General features: G+C 40.1%; 16 protein-coding genes. 3 read left to right on the plus strand and 13 right to left on the minus strand.

Annotated features, from left to right (window positions below; translation table 11 throughout):
• Window positions 1-5: 5 nt before the first annotated feature.
• Window positions 6-2,573, minus strand: a complete 2,568-nt coding sequence (locus AKG98_RS07490) for a YdbH domain-containing protein (RefSeq protein ID WP_067043658.1) — start codon at window positions 2,571-2,573, stop codon at window positions 6-8.
• Window positions 2,574-2,780: 207 nt separating this feature from the next.
• On the opposite strand from AKG98_RS07490, the gene AKG98_RS07495 reads away from it, so the two are divergent.
• Window positions 2,781-3,032, plus strand: coding sequence for a hypothetical protein (locus tag AKG98_RS07495; protein ID WP_067043661.1), 252 nt, complete (start codon window positions 2,781-2,783; stop codon window positions 3,030-3,032).
• Window positions 3,033-3,073: 41 nt separating this feature from the next.
• Here the strand turns inward: AKG98_RS07495 and AKG98_RS07500 are convergent, their stop codons facing one another.
• Entirely contained in the window at window positions 3,074-3,598 is a 525-nt protein-coding gene (locus AKG98_RS07500) for a M48 family metallopeptidase (protein WP_045110066.1), read from the minus strand.
• 147 nt (window positions 3,599-3,745) lie between these two features.
• Between AKG98_RS07500 and AKG98_RS07505 the strand changes: the two genes are divergently transcribed.
• Window positions 3,746-4,090, plus strand: a complete 345-nt coding sequence (locus tag AKG98_RS07505; protein ID WP_067043663.1) for a YajD family HNH nuclease — start codon at window positions 3,746-3,748, stop codon at window positions 4,088-4,090.
• 77 nt (window positions 4,091-4,167) lie between these two features.
• On the opposite strand, the gene AKG98_RS07510 is transcribed toward AKG98_RS07505, so the two are convergent.
• Entirely contained in the window at window positions 4,168-5,409 is a 1,242-nt protein-coding gene (locus AKG98_RS07510; RefSeq protein ID WP_067043666.1) for a hypothetical protein, read from the minus strand.
• A 252-nt stretch (window positions 5,410-5,661) separates the two neighbouring features.
• On the opposite strand from AKG98_RS07510, the gene AKG98_RS07515 reads away from it, so the two are divergent.
• Window positions 5,662-6,513, plus strand: coding sequence for a DUF547 domain-containing protein (locus tag AKG98_RS07515; protein WP_228140242.1), 852 nt, complete (start codon window positions 5,662-5,664; stop codon window positions 6,511-6,513).
• 31 nt (window positions 6,514-6,544) lie between these two features.
• On the opposite strand, the gene AKG98_RS22695 is transcribed toward AKG98_RS07515, so the two are convergent.
• From AKG98_RS22695 to AKG98_RS07565, 10 genes are all read right to left on the minus strand, one after another.
• A complete protein-coding gene (locus tag AKG98_RS22695) occupies window positions 6,545-7,702 on the minus strand; it encodes a hypothetical protein (RefSeq protein WP_067043668.1) in 1,158 nt (385 codons plus the stop codon).
• 276 nt (window positions 7,703-7,978) lie between these two features.
• On the minus strand, window positions 7,979-8,503 hold the full coding sequence (locus AKG98_RS07525; RefSeq protein ID WP_067043670.1) for a type II secretion system protein: 525 nt from the start codon (window positions 8,501-8,503) through the stop codon (window positions 7,979-7,981).
• 67 nt (window positions 8,504-8,570) lie between these two features.
• Window positions 8,571-9,848: an HD-GYP domain-containing protein gene (locus tag AKG98_RS07530; RefSeq protein ID WP_067043672.1), complete on the minus strand. Its 1,278-nt coding sequence runs from the start codon at window positions 9,846-9,848 to the stop codon at window positions 8,571-8,573.
• 184 nt (window positions 9,849-10,032) lie between these two features.
• Window positions 10,033-11,850 carry an alkaline phosphatase gene (locus AKG98_RS07535; protein ID WP_067043674.1) on the minus strand — a complete coding sequence of 606 codons (1,818 nt, stop codon included), beginning with the start codon at window positions 11,848-11,850 and terminating at the stop codon, window positions 10,033-10,035.
• 176 nt (window positions 11,851-12,026) lie between these two features.
• Entirely contained in the window at window positions 12,027-12,785 is a 759-nt protein-coding gene (gene hisA, locus AKG98_RS07540) for a phosphoribosylformimino-5-aminoimidazole carboxamide ribotide isomerase (RefSeq protein WP_067043676.1), read from the minus strand.
• A gap of 627 nt (window positions 12,786-13,412) precedes the next feature.
• Window positions 13,413-16,931: a methylmalonyl-CoA mutase family protein gene (locus tag AKG98_RS07545; RefSeq protein WP_067043678.1), complete on the minus strand. Its 3,519-nt coding sequence runs from the start codon at window positions 16,929-16,931 to the stop codon at window positions 13,413-13,415.
• 60 nt (window positions 16,932-16,991) lie between these two features.
• A complete protein-coding gene (locus AKG98_RS07550) occupies window positions 16,992-18,140 on the minus strand; it encodes a dihydrolipoamide acetyltransferase family protein (protein WP_067043680.1) in 1,149 nt (382 codons plus the stop codon).
• Window positions 18,140-19,117: an alpha-ketoacid dehydrogenase subunit beta gene (locus tag AKG98_RS07555; protein WP_067043683.1), complete on the minus strand. Its 978-nt coding sequence runs from the start codon at window positions 19,115-19,117 to the stop codon at window positions 18,140-18,142. Before AKG98_RS07555 ends, AKG98_RS07550 begins: the two co-directional genes overlap by 1 nt.
• Complete coding sequence (pdhA, locus tag AKG98_RS07560; protein ID WP_067043686.1) at window positions 19,114-20,220, minus strand: pyruvate dehydrogenase (acetyl-transferring) E1 component subunit alpha; 1,107 nt, start codon at window positions 20,218-20,220, stop codon at window positions 19,114-19,116. The genes AKG98_RS07555 and pdhA overlap by 4 nt, the downstream gene beginning before the upstream one ends.
• Entirely contained in the window at window positions 20,213-21,304 is a 1,092-nt protein-coding gene (locus AKG98_RS07565; RefSeq protein ID WP_067043689.1) for a Glu/Leu/Phe/Val dehydrogenase dimerization domain-containing protein, read from the minus strand. The genes pdhA and AKG98_RS07565 overlap by 8 nt, the downstream gene beginning before the upstream one ends.
• Window positions 21,305-21,819: the final 515 nt, after the last annotated feature.

Consider the following 21,819-nt stretch of genomic DNA (forward strand, 5'->3'; position numbering starts at 1 on the left):
TATCCTTATGGGTTATTCATTTTATCAAGCGCATCATACATCGCATCATTAATTCTTAAACTACGAAATAGCTGCAATATATTTTCTTCGTGGGAATAATTAAATTCAATTGGGCGTTCAATACTAGGGTTCCGCCCTTTAATACTAATCGTTAATTTAGTATCTCCACTCGGCTTAAAATTCACATCACTATGTAAACTATCATAATGCAGATTTTCTAACAGCTCTAAAGCATAACGCAATTGCGGTTGTGTTAACTTTAACTGATCTATCGTGGCATTATCCTTTATTTGGATCACCCCACCGGCACCTTGCTGCTCTATCGTGCCATCGATTATTGATACTGCGCTACCTTTAGCAATAAAAGGGATATCCGCTTTTAATAATCCAGTCACTTTAACACCTGGAACTTGATATAATTCAAGTACCTCAGGTAAAGATAGATTGCGAACACGCACTTGACCAACAATATGATCAAAATCGGTAATTAACAATGGTACCAATGACACTGTACCAGAAAACGCATTTGCTGAGGCGTTATCAATCGCCACTTGTAACTGTTCATGAGCAAACGTCACCAAGCCAGTAAAATTAACATTGGTCGCGACAGGCCCCATATCAACAGATGAAATGTTGCTGTTAATAAGACAATTGGTATTTAAAGATGCCACTAAATCAGGTTTGGCCGCCTCAATCTTACAACGCCAATTCGCATTAATATCGGTGGCCGTTATGTCATTATAAGTACTACTATCGGCAGTGAATTCACCCGACATACTTGCGGTTAAATAACCTTGTTTTTCATTTAACATCAGCTGATAATCAAGCCTGCTTTCCACCAACCCAGGTAGGTATAGCCCTACGGGTAAAGGATATTTATCAGTTACTAAAGAAGGAATTGCTTGCTGAAGGTATTGCCAATGCCCTGCAATTTTGTACGGCGTTAAATTTAATAACGTAACGGTATTTGTACTTTTCATTACCACATCATCTAACTGCCAATCTGAGCTCACGCTCAAAGCTTGGGAATTAAAATGTCCCCGATGCTGCGCCGTAAATCTATCTATCTTGTATTCATTCTGATATTTATTATTAAACGACACTGTCGATAAAGCAAAATCGAACGGTAATACGCTATTGTTGCTAATATTCACCGTCATAGCGTCAAGTAAAGAAACCTTGATATTCTCACTCGACACATCTGAATATTTAAATTTATGTGCGGTTAATGTTCCACTATTAACTGTGAGCTTGGTGTTTATCGATGTATCCGTGGGGTTAACTTCTACGTGACCTTTCGATGTCACTTGGAACGGTACATTCAGCTCACTGAAATAACGGCTATTTGTTATAACGGCTAACGACCAATTACTCTGCCAAGATTGAGGCGTTAACATCAATTCATCCACCTTTACTGCTAGGCTATTGTTAGACATATTATCAGACATCATTACTGTCATCGCGGCTTGCTTGGCCTGTACTTTCCAACGAGTAATATCGCGTTCTTGTATCCCTGCCTGTAAAGATAAAGGTAATTTAGGCGTGATAACGATAGGGGCGAGTGTTGGTGATGCATTGTTACTAAACGGCTGACAAACACTTTTGTCCACACTCAATAATGCAGTAAACGATGCGCACGTTTTTGCCGTCAGCGTAATAGGTGCAATGTCCGTTATGTTCAACTTGACGTGTTCAGGCAACCACGATTTATCATCCAGTACTAACTCCGTATCGACAGAAAAGTCTGCATTCGCAATAAGCTTTTGCTGATCATAGCTCACTGCCCCGTCAACCAATGAGAACCTTAAGGAAATACGTTCCATCCGCTGTAAGTCAACGTCTACATCAAGCATTGCAATACCATAAAATTCGGCATTAAACGCGGGTAAAACATGCTTAACGCTTGCACTAAGTTTGCTTAAGTCCGTGTTCAGTTGCACTTTAAGTAACTTGCGGCTATCTGTATTGTTGGTCTCTTTTAATACGTAGTTCAACTTAACTTGTAGCAAGCGTTGATCTTGCTGCCACACTGAAAAACCAAATTCAGCGTTGTTATCGACATATCTGAAATCTATGGCTTTAAAATCAATAAGGTTAAGGTCAAGCTGTTCCCAATTAATATTCGATAAAGACAGACTTTGTGTTTTTGATACGTCAGGTAAAGGAGGTAGATTAGTGCCCTGCACGGTTATATTTTCAATATGAAGATCGGGTATCCAATCCGGTAACGCGGGTAATATGGGTACGACAGTAACAACTTGAACCCCAACTTGATCGGTATTTTGGTCCTGCATTGCTTGCTCAAATTGCAAATAATCAACATTTAGCTTAACTTGGTCAAGCATAATTTTATCGATAAAAAAGGGCTGTTGCATATCAAATTTAATCGTTAATCCATGTAACTGTGCAACTTTAACACCGTAGGGAATTGAAAAATGATTGCTAACCTTCATGATAATGCGTTCGCGGTATGTAAACATGATCGCGACACTTAATAGGACAAGAATAAGCAGGCTTATAATCCAAAGTTTGACGTTATTCGAGGTTTGTTTTGTTTTATGCGACGCCGACATTGAGGAAATAGCCTTTATTAATCTAATCACTTATCCTGAACGACAAGCATAACTAAATCAAGTATTACACGCTCATGACAACACTAAAAATGGGACATTAAGTATGATTATTAGAATATAAATATCTATGCTTATTGATTTGTCGATGAACCAGAAGCGTGTAAACTGTAGTCACTTTAATACTACTTTCATATACGAAACATTTAAATGGCAAAACCGAATAAAAAAGGCCCAACTCAAACAGTTGAAATATCATGCAAAAAATGTAAAACACTGCTGTTTAAATACCGTAAAGGCGGTAAAGGCAATCTCGTTAAATGTTTTAAAGAGCGGATCGTGACAGACTACTGTGAAACCCCTTGTACTTGCCCTAAGTGTGGACAAGTCTTTGCAAGAGACACGTTAATTCGAGGTACACCCGCTTATAAAATGGTTGGTGGTAAAGTGACAATGAAGTAACTGCTACTCAATATTTCACAGACTCTGTTAGTTCCGCTTAACTAATAGATCTCACCTCTAAATTCAACCTGTGTTAAATACAAACGCATTTCAAACTCGAACTGATGATAATCAGGTAACATATGCTCACAAAGCTTGTAAAAGGCTTTGTCGTGATTCTTTTCTCTTACGTGCGCCAGTTCGTGTACCGTGATCATCTGCAAGAAAGGTTCTGGGCAGCGCCTAAACATTTCGCTAATGCGGATCTCATTCTTACTCTTTAATTTATTGCCCTGCACCCGCGATACAAAAGTATGTAAACCAAGCGCGTTATTAACCACATGAATTTTAGGATCATAAATGATTTTACTGATAGGCGATGATTTCTTTAAATAACTATTCTTAAGATCCATGACAAATTCACGTAACTTTTTGTCACTGGTAATTGAATGTGTACTCGGATACTTCGTTAATAAAAATTGACCTAGCGTGTCTTTTTCTAACATCAGCTTTACTTTGCTTTGAACTTGGTCTGAATAGGCTGACAGATATTTAAGAGCCGTTGAATCTATTTTTGAAACTGACATAAGTAAGATTGGATACTGGTAATTTGAATTGCACATATTTTACCTGATCCAGTTTTAATCTGGTAGCCTAGAACAGACTAAAATAGCTATTGATCAGTGCTAGATATACTTTTACAATAACCTTTTTATAATTATGGATGAACAATTATGTCATCAGATACTTTAGGTACCAGCGTAACGTATAAGCGCATGGAACAAGGTTATCGCGAAAAAGCACTTAAGTTATTCCCTTGGATATGCGGCCGCTGTACCCGCGAATTTGTTTATTCTAACTTAAGAGAGTTAACTGTTCACCACATGGACCATGACCACAGTAACAACCCGAATGACGGTAGCAACTGGGAATTGCTTTGCTTATATTGCCATGACAATGAGCATTCTAAATATACCGAACATGATCAATACGCGACAGAAATTGAAGCGGGTGATAATAATCAAGATTCAGCGACTTATAACCCATTTGCTGATTTAAAATCAATGTTCAAAAAATAATACCTCATTGCTGTTCCTAAAAAGCCGTGACAGTATCCGATTAAATTACACACTGTTACGGCTTTATTATTTTTCCGCTAGAATGGTTGGTTAACCATAAACCATAATTGTTTATTTGATTCACTTTGTGCGTAATCAATACGTACAATCACACCTTCAGCGTTAAATCGTAACCCTAAACCCGCAGTCCATTTCAAGTCACTATTTAATTCCACTAAATCAAAAGTATCTGAAACCTGACCAGCTTCAACGAATGCTGACCATTGCCACCAAGGAAAATTATAAAATGGTAAATGATGTAACGGCTGCCAATGTGGCTTTACTCGGTATTCGGCACTATACATAACGGCACTTCGGCTATGAAATTGTCCTGGTAAATAACCACGTAGCCGGTTAAAACCACCAAGTTTGATACCAGAAAAAGAGGGTGGACGATGTTTCTGATCGGCTTCCGAACCGCTATTCCATGTTGGTGTGTCTGCAAGATAATAGTTAAATGCCAATACTTGTTCTTTAAACAAAGTATTTTCATCAAAAGAAACATAAGCGCTTTGATCTAATTGCCATGTAGTCCAACTATTACGGTCATCATCACCGAAGTCACGTCGCACAGTAAATCGAGTTTGGCTACCCGACGTCGTATCGCCAATACTATCGCGATTATCCCAATCAAACTGTAACTCTAACCCTTGCGAAACATCAGGTAAATAACCATAACCTACCACATCACGTCTTTGTTGAAACGGGGTAATATTAATGCTTGTAACACCAAATTCAAGTGGATTACCCCCTGTTTCACTATGTTGGCGGACAAGGCTACGCGCGGCACCATTAACACCTATCCCCCATGGTAATACGTATCTTGCATTCACACGGAGAGATGATTCAACACCTTCAGCGATTATTTCATCAGTCAACAAGGTATCTTCAGGCGCCTTTGCCGTAGGCAGAAAATATATCCCCGATTTAAAGTCACCACGATAATATTCTGTTGAAAACAGCCATTGTTTTACATTTGGTAATGTATAATTATTAAATGAGATAAAGCTAATATTACTGTGATTATTACTGTACAAACCAAGACCAAATATTGATGCTTGTGGTTGCCCAGCATGTTTTATTACTCCTGATACACCAAGTGCAGCACCCAATCTTTCAGTTGATATGACTAAAGGAACTACTGCAACTTTAGTATCAAACGCAGGCCTTTCCATCCCATTATTTTCAGTCATTATATTGGCAACATCTTCTGCATTAACTTTGCTTGTCACGAGTAATGCCGAAGACAACAACGAGAAACAGATACTCTTATAAACCACTAACACTCCAAACAATAATAAATATTTATTAATAAAAATATGAAGTGCGGAAGATAGCCAAAAACCGCCAAAGTGTATACGGCGAATACAGTAAAAAAATGTAAAATAATGTAATCAAATGACTAAATAATAAAGTAAATATAAACCACGATCCCAGCGTGTAAATGTCATAGTCCCAATACTATTGAGCTATAATTAACCCTATAAAATGGAATTAATACTATTAATATAAATACAAAAACAGGTATCAATGTGATCCACAACTTAAAATTATTAATGCCACAAACACGTATAGTTATTGGGCTACTAATCATGTTATTTAGTGGCTTCTACTCTATTAATGTCATGGCGACAACGACGGCCTACTGGAATAAAAGTAACGAAGCAACATCGCAGGATATCGACCACAGTCAATGGCAATATGTTTTAAATCGCTATTTAATAGTGGATAAAAATAAGAATGCGATTAACTTGTTTAATTACAAAAACGTGACCAATGCAGACAAAGCAATTCTCAGACAATATCTCGTTCAACTGCAAAACATCAACCCCTTGCAACACACTAAAGCACAGCAACAAGCCTACTGGATAAACTTATATAACGCACAGACCATACAACTGATTCTTGAAAATTATCCGGTAAAATCCATTACAAAATTAGGCGAACGCTTCTTTTCTTTTGGTCCGTGGGATGATAAGGCGGTGACAGTCAATGGTCAAACGCTCAGCTTGAATGATATAGAGCATGAAATACTGCGCCCTATTTGGAAAGATCCGCGTATCCATTATGCCGTAAACTGTGCCAGTTATGGTTGCCCCAATTTATCTGCCACGGCATTTATGGCAAGTAATACCGAACAACTATTAACTGCAGGTGCCTATGCTTATATCAATCATCCAAGAGGCGTTTCAATTCAAGGCGACGATTTAGAGGTCTCAAGTATTTACAAGTGGTATTCGGAAGATTTCGGGGATAATCAGCAGGCTCTGATTGAGCATTTTAAACGCTATGCAAGACCTTTATTAAAACAAGCGTTGATATTATTTCAACAAGATCCAGGGAGTATCGATTTCAAATATGATTGGCGTCTAAACCAGCCATGATGACTAATTTAGACGTACAAAGAGACGTTGTTTATTTAATCCACTCTAATGTGTCTTTATTTTGAATATAATTCGCTTGAACTTTTCCATGCCCAAGTTTAAGTTCAGCAGTATTTTTATCATATGATACATTCCCGCTAGGAAATCCTTGTGGGATGTCTTTAGGCAAGCCAGTATTAATTATATATCTGACGATAGATTCAGAAACGTCCATGTAAGCATTCATCTTAGGTAAATCTTTACGCATACTCGACCAGTTCATCCATACAGTCTCGTCGTCCCTTACGGTAATCGTTGCCCGTACGTGCATAGGCTTATTAGAAAATTGTTTCAACTTACGATCGACCGCATCATCAGTATTGGACTCTAAAATTTCTTTCTTAAAAAATTCAGAACTAGGTACAGTGTACAATCTCTCTTTTTTATCTTTATCAATGCTGCTGCGAATCATAACTCGAAAAGAAGACTCATTATGATACTCGAGCAAAGAAAAAGAGTACTTTATACCTTTGTGATCAGTATAATCAAATTCCTTCTTCGACAAAGAATTCCAGGTTGCGACTGCACCTTCCAACGTGCTTTCTGGTCCAACACCCGATTCGTCTGCAATAGCAGCAATTATCTTTTGCACTGTGTTATCGTAAGCTTCATTTACCAGCCTCGCGATATTTTCTACCTTTTCAGTTTTTGTATTAGCATCATCGTTAAGATTAACTATATCGCTAAAGCCAACATCAAATTTGGGTTTGTATGAATGAGCATCTTTGTCATTCGGAAATGCATCGGCATTATCACCAACGCCATCACCATCACTGTCTTTTGTTTCATTTTTGTCATTCGGAAATGCATCGGCATTATCACCTACGCCATCACCATCACTGTCTTTTGTTTCATTTTTGTCATTCGGAAATGCATCTGCATTATCACCTACACTATCACCATCACTGTCTTTAGTTTCATCTTTGTTATTCGGAAATGCATCGGCATTATCACCTACGCCATCACCATCACTGTCTTTTGTTTCATTTTTGTCATTCGGAAATGCATCAAGGCTGTCAATAACACCGTCACCATCTGTATCCTTCGTATGACTCCCTTTAGTAGTCGTAGAACCACCGCCGCCACCGCCACAAGCAGTTAGGAAAACAGATAATAAAACAGCCATAGCTGTCGATTGTACTAATGTCATTGACATCCTCTCTATAATTATAAATACACCGAACATGTCGTTTAGCGTTAGAAAAGATGCATTCTAAATTGAAATTATGGAGCGTTATGTCAGCGTTTGTAAATAAATTTATGGTGGTTAATTCAGAAGGTTTAATACTATTGTTTTATAATGTATTTCAGCTTATCCAAAATAAATAATTTTATTCTAGATAGAATGTAAACATGCTTATTTAAGGCTTTAAGCATTTAAAGAAAGGATTAAAATGTGTCAAATACATATCATTGCATTTTTAAATTACGATACATGAACACTCACATCACCAGTATTGGAATCATAACGAATGTATAGTTCAGTATTTTTACTCCACTTATAAAGGCAAATTCCCTTGTATTGATATTCTACAATATATGGTTCACTCGTTGCTAACTCATCAATTTTATCACTGCCAGTGTTTAAAATTGCATTCCACAAAGAAGTACAATCAGCTGCATTATCAGCGTTTAATACTGTATCAGAACCTGCATAGCTCTGCGCAGGCCATCCTGCAGTATTAAGATCAATTTGACCATCCAAACCAGCACCATACAATGGTAAATCATTTCGAGCATTGTGATCAGCTGGAGAGCCTATTATTAGCCACTTACTGTGCGCAAGGTTTACTGCACTTTTTAAAGCGCCACCTGTTCCTTTGACAACGGCGATATCAGCATCATCAGCTAAGTTCAAAAATCGGGGCACTGCGGTAGCAGATAGTGTCCCAAGAACAATAATAACAATGACTAATTCGATAAGAGTAAAACCACGTTGTTGCGTATTCAAAACTGGACACCTTTAAGATAAGCTCGCTGCAATTATAGTGTAAACATTCTAATTATAAACCTATTAATTAATTATTATTTTGCGCACTTTCAAAATAATAATTAATACGACTTCTCGGGTTTAAGTATTCATAAATATGTTCAGGCAATTTATCCGGTTTAATGACACCTGTAATTGACAGCTCACGCTCTTCAAGATCAATGATTGGGGCTTCTGCCCGAGGTACTTCCACGTCATAAATAAGGATGTTAGGATACAATAATCGATCTGAATTCACTGACAATACCAATCCTATCTGATCATTTGATAATCGTACAACACTGCCTGGAGGGTAAATGCCCAACACCTTCACTAACAGTTTTAAATCACTTTGATTATACTTATTCGCGCTATTTTTATACAGCCAAGATAAGGCATTAGACGGTACTCGTGCTTTCGTTACATCATTAGGGTGACAAAGTGTATCGTATTTATTCACGACACTCACAAGTTGAGTAAATAGGTCGATATCATTACCTTTTAAGCCTTTAGGGTAGCCACTACCATCTAATAGCTCATGATGCTGCGCAATAATAGCCTTCGCTGCATCCGGAAATGTATTCACTAAATTAACAAGATCGAGTCCATATTTAGGATGTAATTTTAAAAAGTTTTGCTCGACGTTGGTAAGTTCTGTCTTTTTACGTAATATTTGCGGGGGTACTTTCAACTTACCCATATCATGAAACAACGCGCCCATACCAATAGTCTTAATGGAATCGGCATCTAAATTTTTCATCTTGGCGACAAGCATTGCAAGCACTGATACATTTAATGAGTGGTAATAAATATTTTCATTTTCTTTGGTTTCACTCATTAAGTGTAAAACGATATGTTCTTCTTTTAACAGAGAATCAACCATATCACCGATGAGTTGCTCAGCCTCATCAATCGCATTAAGAGGTCGACTAGACAGCTTCCCCATAACTGAACGCACTTGGATCATAGCTGATTGAAAGTTTTTTTCTGTTTTGGTTATTTTACGGCGATGGCTTTTTAACTTTTCTATTTTTTCCTGTTTACGTTCCCATAACTCACGCTTAATCTGCTCAATATCGACATCACGCATAGCAGAGCACTCTGCTTGCGGTGCAGCATTTGGCAATGGCGGGGGTAGTAAGCCATTATCGCTGCGTTGTGGGTAAACTGTCACGTGCGCAATACCAAGCTTACGAATAAGTAGCAGTTTTTCTTGAGTATCAATTTTGAAATTATTGAACATAAAAGGATGATCGCACCAACCTAAAGGTAACTTAACGTAATTACCCACTTGAATACGATCCACAGAAACTTTGATACCACTCATAATAAACCACAAAACAAAACTGAAATGGCATATTATTGTATATATATACGATTATAAAGATGTTTTTATATTAGATTCGATTAATAACAGTGAAAATTGATATCCCTCACACATTACTCGGTAATTACGTCTAAATATAACAGGTTGTTTGGTTTTAATCGTATTTAATCAATTACTAACTTACTCACACAGGTATAATTTGATGTTCGTCATGGTTACAAAACACACTGTAATTCTTATCCGTATCTTCGAAATAATCACCTGATAATACAGTATTCACATAACGCCAGTCAGTACGTACTCGATCTTCTGTGAATGTCAACGTCATGAAACCACGGTCACGTAGATTAGCGTACCTTAAGCCTTCGACCAAACCAACCACAGCATCTTGTACTTCGCTTTGTAGTACCTCAGCAATTTGAAGATAGTACTCCATACCGGGTGATGATACCGAAGATGTTGCAAACTCAACACCCACAGCGTCACCCTGTTCATCTTTTAGATCACTTGCCCATGCATTATGTGTATCACCAGCAATAACAACAAGGTTGCTGTTACTTGCTTTTGCTGTAGCCAGAATTTCTTCACGCTCATACGCATAACCATCCCAAGCATCTAGATTATACGGAATTGATGGCATCTTGATTAACGCTTTTTTTTCTTCAGTCAATTTATACTGATTGAGTTTTAAATAAGCCAGTTCACGACGTTTTAATGTCGTGTCGTTAGCTTGTTTACGTACTTCTAATTCGACTAATTTTTTCATTTTAGCAAACTGCACAAAACTAAGGTGCTTGTTAACAACAGAAGCTGATAGGTGCATTTTACCCATCAATACTTGTTGTCCAAGTAACTGCCAGCGCGAACTTGATGTTTCAAGCTTATTTTGTAGCCAGCTGAGCTGCGGTTTACCAAGCAATGTTCTATCGCTGTTCATTGCATCGCCCCTGAATTTAATTTCATCAAAGCGTTCTGGTAAGCCGTTGTGGATAAAGTCGTTATTCGGGAAAAAATAATCAGCATGATTTAACTGCTTATCACGTGCTAAAACACGAGTGTCTAACATGTGTAAGTCAAGTAAATCGCCAAATTGGAAGGAACGGTAGATTTCTAAATTATTACCTTCGAACCATGGTCGGATTGGTAACCATTCAAAATAGGCTTGTAATGCAGCCATTTTACGAACCTCAAAATCACCTTCATCTTCGTTATGGTTTTCAGCCCCGTCCTTCCACGTATCGTTAGCAACTTCATGATCATCCCATACAGTTATAAACGGTACTTTACGATGTAGTCCATGTAGTTTAGCGTCACTTCGGTATTGGCCATAACGAAGACGATAATCTTCTAATGTCAGTAGCTCTCCAGCAGGTAATACCTGACGATTTAACGCGTCGGCGTTATTACTTGCATAACCATCACGGCTATATTCATAAATATAATCGCCTAAATGCAATACAGCATCAATATCGTCTTGCTGTGCAGCCAAGTCATAAACATTAAAATGACCAGCAGGATAGTTGGCGCAAGAAAAGACCGCGAGCTTTACTTGCTCCACCCGGCCTACAGGTAATGTTTTTGTTGTACCTGTCATAGATACTTGCTCACGAGCAGTAAAGCGATAGTAATAACGTGTATTTGCTTCTAAACCAATTGCATCAACTTTAACAGTAAAGTCTTTTGATGCGCTAGTCAGCGTTTCACCCGTCGTCACTAATTGGTTGAATGATTCGTCTAGCGCGACTTCCCAAGCCACTCTAATCACATCATTACCTGATGTATTTTCTTGTTCAGGGCTAAGTCGAGTCCAAATAATAACGGCTGATTGAGTCGGGTCACCACTGGCAACCCCATGTTTGAATTGAGAGTCAATTTCAACCAAATTATAACGCTCGATATCATCTTCGACAGTACAAGCGACTAAGCCATTTGAAAGAATTGCGATACCAACACCTTTTGCTGACGTAGCAAGAAAGTCACGACGAGTAAAATTCCATTTCATTGTAGAAACCTTTGTTTTAATTATTGTTTAGAATGTTTTTAGAATATATATGAAATGGATTATGTGGATGTTCTATGACAGAAATGATTAATTATGATGAAAGTTTAAATAATGTTGGGCCATTGTTTAAATGGCTTTATGAAAGAATTCCATAAAGCCAACTAAATTAGTCAGTATTAATGACTCTGATTCCAATCAATACACTGCTGTAATGTAATACCAGAACCGCCAAATATGTCTAACGCACTGCCTATCGTTAAATCCACTTTACCCTTTGATAATTGCTCAACTAAAGCAAGATCATCAATACTGCGAGCGCCACCAGCATAAGTCACTGGTATTGTCGTATGCTGACCGAGTAAAGTAACAAGCTCTTGATCTATGCCATTTTGCAACCCTTCAACATCAGCAGCATGAATCAAAAACTCAGCGCAATGCTCAGAAAGTTGCGCTAATGTGTCTGCATTTATGACGGTGCTCGTGATTGTCTGCCAACGGTTCGTTGCAATATTCCAACCCTGTGCCGTTTTTCTACAACTCAGATCTAAAATTAAATGCTCTTTTCCGATTAATGCTTTTAACTGCGCTAATTTTTCCCAGCTAAACTCGTCACCATCAAACAGATATGATGTAACAATGACATGAGATGCGCCAGCCGCTATATACCGGGCGGCGTTAGTTAAGTTAACACCACCACCAAATTGTAGTCCTTGAGGCCATGCTTCTAATGCTTTTAGCACTTCAGTTTCATTATTGGGGCCTAATGCAATCACATGGCCACCGCGTAAATCATGTTGACGATAAATATCGGCATAATATGCCGCGTCATATTGACTGATAAAATTAGTCGCAGCACCTTGATCATTCAAGCTACCACCAACAATTTGTTTTACTTTACCTTGGTGTAAATCAATACAAGGACGAAACTGAGTCAAAACAACACTCCTCTGTTTAAAGACTAAACGATCAATTCCTGATCGTAACTCGATTTTAGCTCACCAGTATAACCAGAATTACAGCAGAATGCGGTGTTTTAAAATATCGAGGATAAAAAGAGAGGTAACTCATTAAAAAATAATCAAATGAGAAAGTAAGTACGAAGGTATATGAAATTGAACAAATAAAACGGTAAGAGATAAAGTATAACGGGCAGACGTCGAATATCAGAAACTAAAACGCCATCTATAGATAGATGGCGTCAAATTCTGAATGCCTAGAAATTAGTAGCCTAAATGTCTTGGGTAAGTGAATTTCGAGTTATATAAATCACCAAAAACAGGTGTTGCAGGTACTGAATTTTTCATAGGGGTCACCTTCTAAATCATTAATCAAAAATCGAACCAAATGGCTCAGTTGATCTCGGTTCCTTGGAGGCGGTTTAACGGACTCATCCTTTGAGCATTTTTATATCTTCTCGAGAAGATGTGACCAATGTAACATAAAAAAACAACAATACAAGCTTTCATTTGAAACGTATCACATAATCAAACAAACAATATTGCTTTCCATATTAAGATTTAAACCTATGTAATGGCGACCAATGTGTGCGTTTTATCGATTTCCTACATATTTCGACGGTATTTACCACCGACTAAATATAGAATATCCGCCAGTTGCGACAAGCTAGCCGTAGGTGCTGCATTCATTAATGCTCCAAAGCTATTACTCCTTGATAATAGCGCTACTTTCATCGAAACCAATGCGCATTCACTGCGTTCCTTATGCTGTTTATGGAATTGTGATATGGCCTCAATTTGCTGTTTTTTCTTTGCGTCAGGACAACGCACTAGCTGTTTCTCACTCATCTTCACCGTGTCAGTGCCATCATTGTGTCCATGGCTTCTAGACATGCAATTAACCCCGACCATATCAAATTTATCTGTACTTTTTAATTTCTCATAATACATACTTTGCTGTTGGATTTGAGCGCGTTGATACCCCGTTTCAATCGCCCCCAACACACCACCTCGTCGTGCTAAGCGATTGAATTCAGCATACACCGCTTCTTCGACAAGATCGGTTAACAGCTCAATGACATAGCTGCCTTGTAGCGGGTTTTGATTTTTATTTAACCCAAACTCACGATTAATAATGGATTGAATCGATAACGCACGATAAACAGAGTTTTCAGTCGGGGTTGTGATAGTTTCGTCATAAGCATTCGTGTGTAAACTATTACAATTATCACAAAGTGCATAAATGGCTTGTAAACTAGTGCGAATATCATTTAAATCTATTTCTTTCGATTGCAAACTGCGCCCCGATGTTTGAATGTGATATTTCAATTTCTGGCTGCGATCATTACCATTATAAACGGATTTTAATGTGCGGGCCCATATCCGGCGAGCAACCCGCCCTATCACTGCATATTCAGGATCCATACCATTACTAAAAAAGAAGCTGAGCCTTGGTGCCACATCGTCGATCTTCAATCCCTGCGCTAAATAATATTCGAGTAAGGTAAATCCATTGGCCAATGTAAAGGCTAATTGGGTTATCGGATTGGCTCCCGCTTCACCAATATGATAACCACTCACAGAGACGGGATAAAATTTCACGATAGCATTCGCACTAAAATAGCCCTGCATATCCGCCATTAATTGCAGCGCAAAATCCAATGAGAAAATACATTCATTCTGAGCAATTTCTTCTTTTAAAATATCGGCTTGTAATGTCCCTCTGACTTTATTGTAAGTGGCTTGTTTAAGCGTTATGTATTCATCCTGTAATCCAAGTAATTCGACCATCAATACTTGCCCTGAAATACCTAATAGCGCGAGCCCTAACCCATTATGCCCTTCAGGTAATACGTCACGGTAAACAGGTCTTTGCTTAGCTGTAATACCACAAGATGAAAAATAAGCTTTAATCTGTTTATGGGCTTTTGACCATAAGTTCGCTTGTGTTAAATACAACTCGACTTGCTGATCAATGGCGGTATGTAAAAACCAAGCCATCAGTATCGGCGCGGGGCCATTAATTGTCATCGATACCGAGGTTGCGGCATCGCATAAATCAATGCCTGAATACAATACTTTCATATCATCAAGCGTTGCAATAGACACCCCCGACATACCAATACAAGCGCATATATCCGGGCTTATTGCAGGATCATGTCCATACAAGGTATTAGGATCAAATGCCGTCGATAACCGAATCGACTTTTGACCTTTAATTAAATAATGAAAACGTTTGTTGGTATCTTCGGGTAAACCTTCTCCCGCAAACATCCGCGTCGGGTCTTCATCATTATGTCGTGTTGGAAATACACCCGCGGTATAAGGAAAGTGACCAGGGATATTCTCATTAAGCAGAAATGCCGTAATGTTATCCCAGTGATTTTCGTTTGGTCTGGCTACATGCGGGATCACGGTACCACTTAAGCTGACAAAATGGTCTTTATGCTCACCATAGGTTTGATGAGAACCAATTGTATCAACCCCCTCCTCGATACGTTTTAACGCTAATTCTTCATCGTCTCTAAACCAAGCCAATAGTGCATGCCTAAGTGGTACCGTTATCTGCGCAAGAAATTTGTTATAGCGTAATCGTAACGGGGGTAATAACACCTTCAAAGACGCATCTGTCACTAAGAAACTATCCGCATCGATATCACTCTCTAAATCAGCTTGTGGATAACGGGCTAACTTAGGAGGTAAACAAGGGTCACCCAAATCACTCAACATTTGATAGCAACTATGCAGTTGGCGTACTTGTTCTATTTGCTGCTGATTTTGGTCTGTGACTTGTACATAATGGTTATAAATAGCGGTGAGATAATCTGGCGTTTGCAGCTGTAACAGGCTTTCTGTTAACGTCCAATCATAACGAGGATATGTTGTCAGTATTTGTTGGTAATGCGACTTTAAACCAGCCTCTGGTGTAAAACACAGCTTCGTCATCAAAAATGCTATAAAACGACTAAAACCATGGTCGTTATAATGGCTTGCAACAACGGGAAAAATAGGTAATTCGCCATTCGTGGCCAGCGCTTGCTGCTGGTTAAAACGCCATTGCTGTTGAATAGCATTGTACGCATCTTCACTCCCTTGCTGATCTGCTTTATTCAACACTACAACATCGGCAAATTGTAACATCTCAATTTTTTCTAATTGACTGCTGGAACCATAGTCCTTGGTCATTAAATAAAGACTGAAATCCACCAGTTCAACAATCGCACTATCACTTTGACCAATGCCCGCAGTTTCAATTAACACAAGGTCAAAACCTTGGTTTATTAACATTGGCACACAAGTTTGCAATGACTGGCTCACTGATACATTGGCTTGTCGTGTGGCAATAGAACGCATGAACAAACGGTCATGTGGCAAGGTATTAATGCGAATACGATCGCCTAACAAGGCACCTCCGGTTTTTTGCCAACTGGGATCCACGGCTAAATACGCAATGTTGATATCAGGATAGAGCTGCAATAACGCACGTAATAATTCATCACTAAACGTACTTTTTCCCGCACCGCCTGTCCCTGTGATCCCCACCACCAGCGATTTTTTAGCGGACGTGACAGAAGCCGCTGTAACGCGACTTGGACTTTTAATCTTACCCTGCTCTATAGCCGTGATTAATTGCCCCAGATACATATCGGTTGCAGATTCAACGGCTGATTTTTTTACATTAAATTTTGCTTTGTTTTTGGGCTTAACCGCGATTAAGCGTTGTAATAAATCACTGATCATCTCATCTAAACACAGCACATCCGTACTGGTGTAAACACGCGAAACACCTTGCTCCTCTAATGCCCTTGCTTCATCAGCGGTAATAGTCGCGCCGCCGCCAATAAATATAGCGGGCTTAGCCCCAGCGTCAGCAAGACTCGATAATAAGTAACTAAAATAAGCATTATGCCCGCCCTGATAAGAGCTCATTGCAATAGCATCAACATCTTCTTGCAATGCCGCGGTGACAACATCATGAACCGATCGGTTAATACCTAAATGTATGACTTCAACTCCCCGAGCCTGCAGTAACCGCCGCACAATATTAATCGCAGCATCGTGGCCGTCAAATAAACAGGTCGCAGTTAAAATACGCAAAGGAAACTTGGTTGAAGTCGTTTTCATCACTCTTCACTCCGATAAATGTTACTTTCAATCTGGCTCACTTACATTCGCCATATCATATTAACTATCTAGGGCTAAATCAGCCATTAACACCGCTAAAAATCGAGCCGCTTCACCACCCGTAATAGAGCGATGGTCAAAAGTTAAAGACAAGGGTAATAAGGTATGCTCAATAATATCGCCCTCACCCGGTGTCATGTAGGCCAACTGCTGAAATAAGCGCCCAATACCTAAGATTGCAACAGTGGGAGGCATAACAATAGGATTTGCATATTTACCCACCATACTGCCAAAGTTAGATAAGGTGATGGTATTACCACGTAAATCATCGGCCGCAATTTTGCGTTGTGATACCAATTCTTTGAGGGTATTAATTTTGTCGCGCATCGCCTCAGCGCTATAGCTTTGTGCATCTCGGATCACGGGTACGAATAAACCATCTTGAGTATCAACGGCCAAACCTAAATGCATCGATTTAATAATACGACGACCAATCGAATGACTGTCATACCAAGCATTCAATGTGGGTTCCGCTTCGCAGGCGAGCGCCATTGCACGAATCAGCCGGACGGTGATATCACCTTGAGTAAACCAAGTCGACACATTCGCATCATCATGTATCGTCACAGGGACAACTTCGGCATGCGCTTGCGTCATCGCTTTTGCCATACTACGACGCACACCTTTCAATGGGACTAGCTCACCCACGTCCGCAAATATTTTCACTACACGCTCTACATCTGCTGCTGTAATAGTGCTGTGTGCTCCAGACGGGGTCACAATCGCTAAATCAATATTATATCGATGCGCTAATGCCCGTACTGCGGGGGTTGCTTTCACCCCGATACTGTTTCCCGATACCGATTGCGCCGTCTCTTTTAACTTGCTTTCGGATGTATGCAGCTCTCCCACCACAGATGTCGACGCTTTAGGCTGTTCGGTGTTTGCCTCTACTTTACTCGATAATGTCACGCCCTCTTCAGAGAACTCAACAAGCGGATCGCCAGTATGAATAATGTCACCGCTTTGCCCATACAGTTTCACGATGGTAGCGGACTCTGGACACGGGATCTCAACAATTGCCTTTGCCGTTTCCATCGACACCATTAACTGGTCTACCTTCACCACATCTCCGGGTTTTATAAACCATTCAACAATTTCAGCTTCGGGCAGTCCTTCCCCTAAATCAGGTAATTTGAATATATGCATCAGAACTCCATGACATTATTAACGGTGGAAATAATTCTCTCAACGCTTGGCATATAATATTTTTCCATTTTAGCCAGTGGCATAATGGTGTCATAACCACTCACTCTCATGACGGGTGCCAATAACGTCATCAGCCCTTCCTCCGCAATAATGGCTGCAATTTCTGACGCAACGCCACCACTGCGTGCGGCTTCTGATATGATCACACAGCGGCCCGTTTTTTCAATTGAGCTTAATATCGTGGTTTTATCAATCGGTTTAATCGTGGCAAGATCGATAACTTCAGCAGATATATTGCGTTCTGCTAGCTGATCCGCAGCCTGCAACGTTTCATATAACATCGCCCCCCAACTAATTAAGGTCACGTCCGAGCCTTCACGCAGGGTAAAACACACATCTAACGGCAGTGCTTTACCATTGTTTTCGACAGATTCAGTTTGTAATCGATAAATACGTTTCGGTTCTAAAAACACCACAGGATCGGGATCGCGGATAGCAGCAAGCAATAAACCATAGGCACGTCCAGGAGAAGATGGGATTACCACGCGAATACCTGGAAGATGCGCAAAGATAGCTTCAGTACTTTCACTGTGATGCTCTGGCGCATGGATCCCACCGCCATAAGGCGCACGTAATACCATAGGACAGGTTAAACGGCCACGCGTACGATTGCGCATTCGCCCTGCATGACATAAAAACTGATCGAACGCGGCATAAATAAAGCCCATAAATTGGATTTCGACTACGGGTTTCATGCCTTGTACCGCTAAACCGATTGCCATACCGCTAATGAGAGACTCCGCTAATGGGGTATCAATGACGCGTTCACGACCAAACTCAGACTGCAGTCCTTCCGTCGCGCGAAACACACCACCATTAGCACCAATATCCTCACCCAGTAAGATGACATTTTTATCTTCTGTCATTGCATCAAACAAGGCGTTATTGACTGCATCAATGAGAGTCATGTCTTTCATTCTTCACCTCCCTGCAAACTTGAGTTTCTGACTTGTTCTAATTGATCTAAATAATGGTCGGGCAAGGTTTCATACAAATATTCAAACATCGTGGTTGGCGACGCGGGGGGAATAGCAAGATAACGCGCCACTGCAGCGTCAATTTCATCACTGCACTCTTTTTCTAGCTGCTCTATCCCTGTGTTATCAATAATAAATTCATCTAAGAGTAAACGGCGTAGTCGTGTCATGGGTTCTTTCTGCCAAGCCTCCCCGACGTTATCCTCATCACGATATCGAGACGCATCATCGGCGGTAGTATGGTCGGATAAACGATAAGAAATTGTTTCAATCAGGTGAGGGCCTTGGCCTTTTCTGGCTCTGTCGATAGCGTCCTTAATTTTGATATAACAAGCAATAACATCATTGCCATCAACTTGCTCGCAACTGATACCGCCTGCAATGGCTTTTTGCGCTAGGGTTACACAACTCGATTGATCATTCCGCGGCAGAGAAATAGCCCATTGATTATTATTGATAATAAAGACAACCGGGAGCTGCCACACGCCTGCAGCATTAATGGATTCATAAAAATCACCTTTGGATGTTGCCCCGTCACCACAAACAACAACAGCAACACGCGGTTCTTTCCGTAACTTCATCGCATAACTGATACCGATAGCATGACAACACTGGCTCGCAATTGGGATGGTACAAGGCATATCCTCTCGCGGCCCCTGAAAATCCATACCGCGTTCATCGCCCCCCCAATACATCAAAATTTCTTCCGGTTTTACGCCACGGATAAGTACTGCGGCCGTTTCTCGGTAAGCTTGAATAAACACGTCTTCTTTGCGCATCGCTTTACCAATTGCGGTGCCGACCGCTTCTTGACCAAGGCATGAGGCATAGGTGCCAAGACGCCCAGTACGTTGCAGCGCAATTGCTTTGCAATCAAAAGTACGGGTAAATAACATCCAACGGTAAAACTCAACAAGTAATTCACTGCTAACGCCCGCAATAGAAATCTGTTGCAATGATTCTGATAGCCTGCCTGTTTCATCCAGATATTGGGTATAACCGACGCGGAATATATTTTCAGCCTTGACCGTATGTTTATTCATAATTAGCTCCTGCGAATGGTTCCGTCAGTATCTTTTCAGCTAAACCATTGGCAACATCAACCGTCGACCTATTTTGTTGCTCTGCTTGGGTAAATATATCCAGTAATGTGCCATACAACGCCGCCAGCTTATGCTGCATCACATCGGGTTTATTTAAGTAGCTAATCTGTAATACGCCACCAGAATTAATGACATAATCAGGCGCATATAAAATCCCCTTTGCTGCCAACGCGTCAATCATACTGCGACTTTGTAATTGATTGTTTGCAGAACCTGCAATAATAGAGGTATTTAATCGAGCGATAGAACTGGTATTAATAACTTGGCCTAATGCGCACGGTGAAAAGACATCACAATTCACAGCATAAAGCGCATCACCAGTCACAACATCTACGTCAAATTCATGAATAAGTCGCTGTGTTGCCTGTTTATTTGGATCAGCAACGGTTAACTTAGCTCCGTCATTGTGCAGTAGCTTAGCCAATGCATAACCCACATTACCTACCCCTTGAATAGCAATATGAAGACCAGCAAGCGATTCCTGCTGCAACTTAAACTTCACCGCGGCTTTTATACCGTAATAAACGCCTTTCGCCGTATGGGGAGAGGGATCACCCGAGGCTAATCCTGCGGTTGTGGTACACATAACATGCTTGGTTTGGCTGGCGATAATATCCATATCATTAATCGTCGTGCCACTGTCCATTGCCGTAATATAGCGACCATTTAAACTTTCGACAAAGCGGCCAAACGACGTAAATAACGCCTTACGATCCATTAAATGTGCAGGTTTTAAAATAACCGCTTTACCCCCACCAAAAGGTAGTCGGTTGATTGCTGTTTTATAGCTCATACCAGCCGCTAAGCAGCATGCATCTTTAACCGCAGCTTGAGTTGAAGGGTAATTAATCATTCGACAGCCACCAATAGCAGGGCCTAATTGAGTACTATGAATGGCGATGATTGCTTGTAATTGTGTTTCTGGGTCTCGCCAGAAGTGCACATCGCTGAATGGATATTGTTCAGCCATGTCAAATAGATCGGTCGATGCTCCCGACTCTCTCGATTCAATGTAGCTTGCCATAAACGGTTCTCCAACCTTGGGTTACAGATACCCTGAAGACGCACAGTTATTTACATTTAAGTCATTGGGTATACAGGAGGTTACTCTATGGATAACTATAGACACGATACGCAACAGTGCCCATTCGCAAACCCGTTATCGTGACTAACAACACGTCAGTGGTGAGTGTCTGAAAAATGAGCTAAGAACATCTCAAGCAGCTAGCAGAAGGTTTATCTATTTTGTAACTCACTTATGCCCCGAAATGAGTTAGAGCTTTGGCTTTCCCGTAATATGCTCATAAAAAATCCAAGTGTTTTAGAAGACTTGGATTTTGACTGCTGAGAAGGATCAGTTAACCGAACATATTTTTCTTAACTGTTCGGCATTACGGCCATCGGGGGCTATTTGTTTGTCCATCTTGTTTATTATCCCCTTAAGTTTCGACATTAGTGATTATGTACCTTATTGGTTTTAAATCATGTGCTTACAATCCTTTTGGAAGCAATGATGTCATTAGCTATAGCGAGTGAATG

Origin of the sequence: Moritella sp. JT01, from assembly GCF_001574435.1 — a bacterium.
Classification (GTDB): Bacteria; Pseudomonadota; Gammaproteobacteria; order Enterobacterales; family Moritellaceae; genus Moritella.

Coding starts and splice junctions, on each gene's coding strand:
- AKG98_RS07535 (WP_067043674.1), bottom strand. CDS start 11,850: ATGAAATGGAATTTTACTCGTCGTGACTTTCTTGCTACGTCAGCAAAA.
- AKG98_RS22695 (WP_067043668.1), bottom strand. CDS start 7,702: ATGACATTAGTACAATCGACAGCTATGGCTGTTTTATTATCTGTTTTC.
- pdhA (WP_067043686.1), bottom strand. CDS start 20,220: ATGAATAAACATACGGTCAAGGCTGAAAATATATTCCGCGTCGGTTAT.
- AKG98_RS07565 (WP_067043689.1), bottom strand. CDS start 21,304: ATGGCAAGCTACATTGAATCGAGAGAGTCGGGAGCATCGACCGATCTA.
- AKG98_RS07550 (WP_067043680.1), bottom strand. CDS start 18,140: ATGCATATATTCAAATTACCTGATTTAGGGGAAGGACTGCCCGAAGCT.
- AKG98_RS07530 (WP_067043672.1), bottom strand. CDS start 9,848: ATGAGTGGTATCAAAGTTTCTGTGGATCGTATTCAAGTGGGTAATTAC.
- AKG98_RS07555 (WP_067043683.1), bottom strand. CDS start 19,117: ATGAAAGACATGACTCTCATTGATGCAGTCAATAACGCCTTGTTTGAT.
- AKG98_RS07545 (WP_067043678.1), bottom strand. CDS start 16,931: ATGAAAACGACTTCAACCAAGTTTCCTTTGCGTATTTTAACTGCGACC.
- AKG98_RS07495 (WP_067043661.1), top strand. CDS start 2,781: ATGGCAAAACCGAATAAAAAAGGCCCAACTCAAACAGTTGAAATATCA.
- AKG98_RS07500 (WP_045110066.1), bottom strand. CDS start 3,598: ATGTCAGTTTCAAAAATAGATTCAACGGCTCTTAAATATCTGTCAGCC.
- AKG98_RS07505 (WP_067043663.1), top strand. CDS start 3,746: ATGTCATCAGATACTTTAGGTACCAGCGTAACGTATAAGCGCATGGAA.
- AKG98_RS07490 (WP_067043658.1), bottom strand. CDS start 2,573: ATGTCGGCGTCGCATAAAACAAAACAAACCTCGAATAACGTCAAACTT.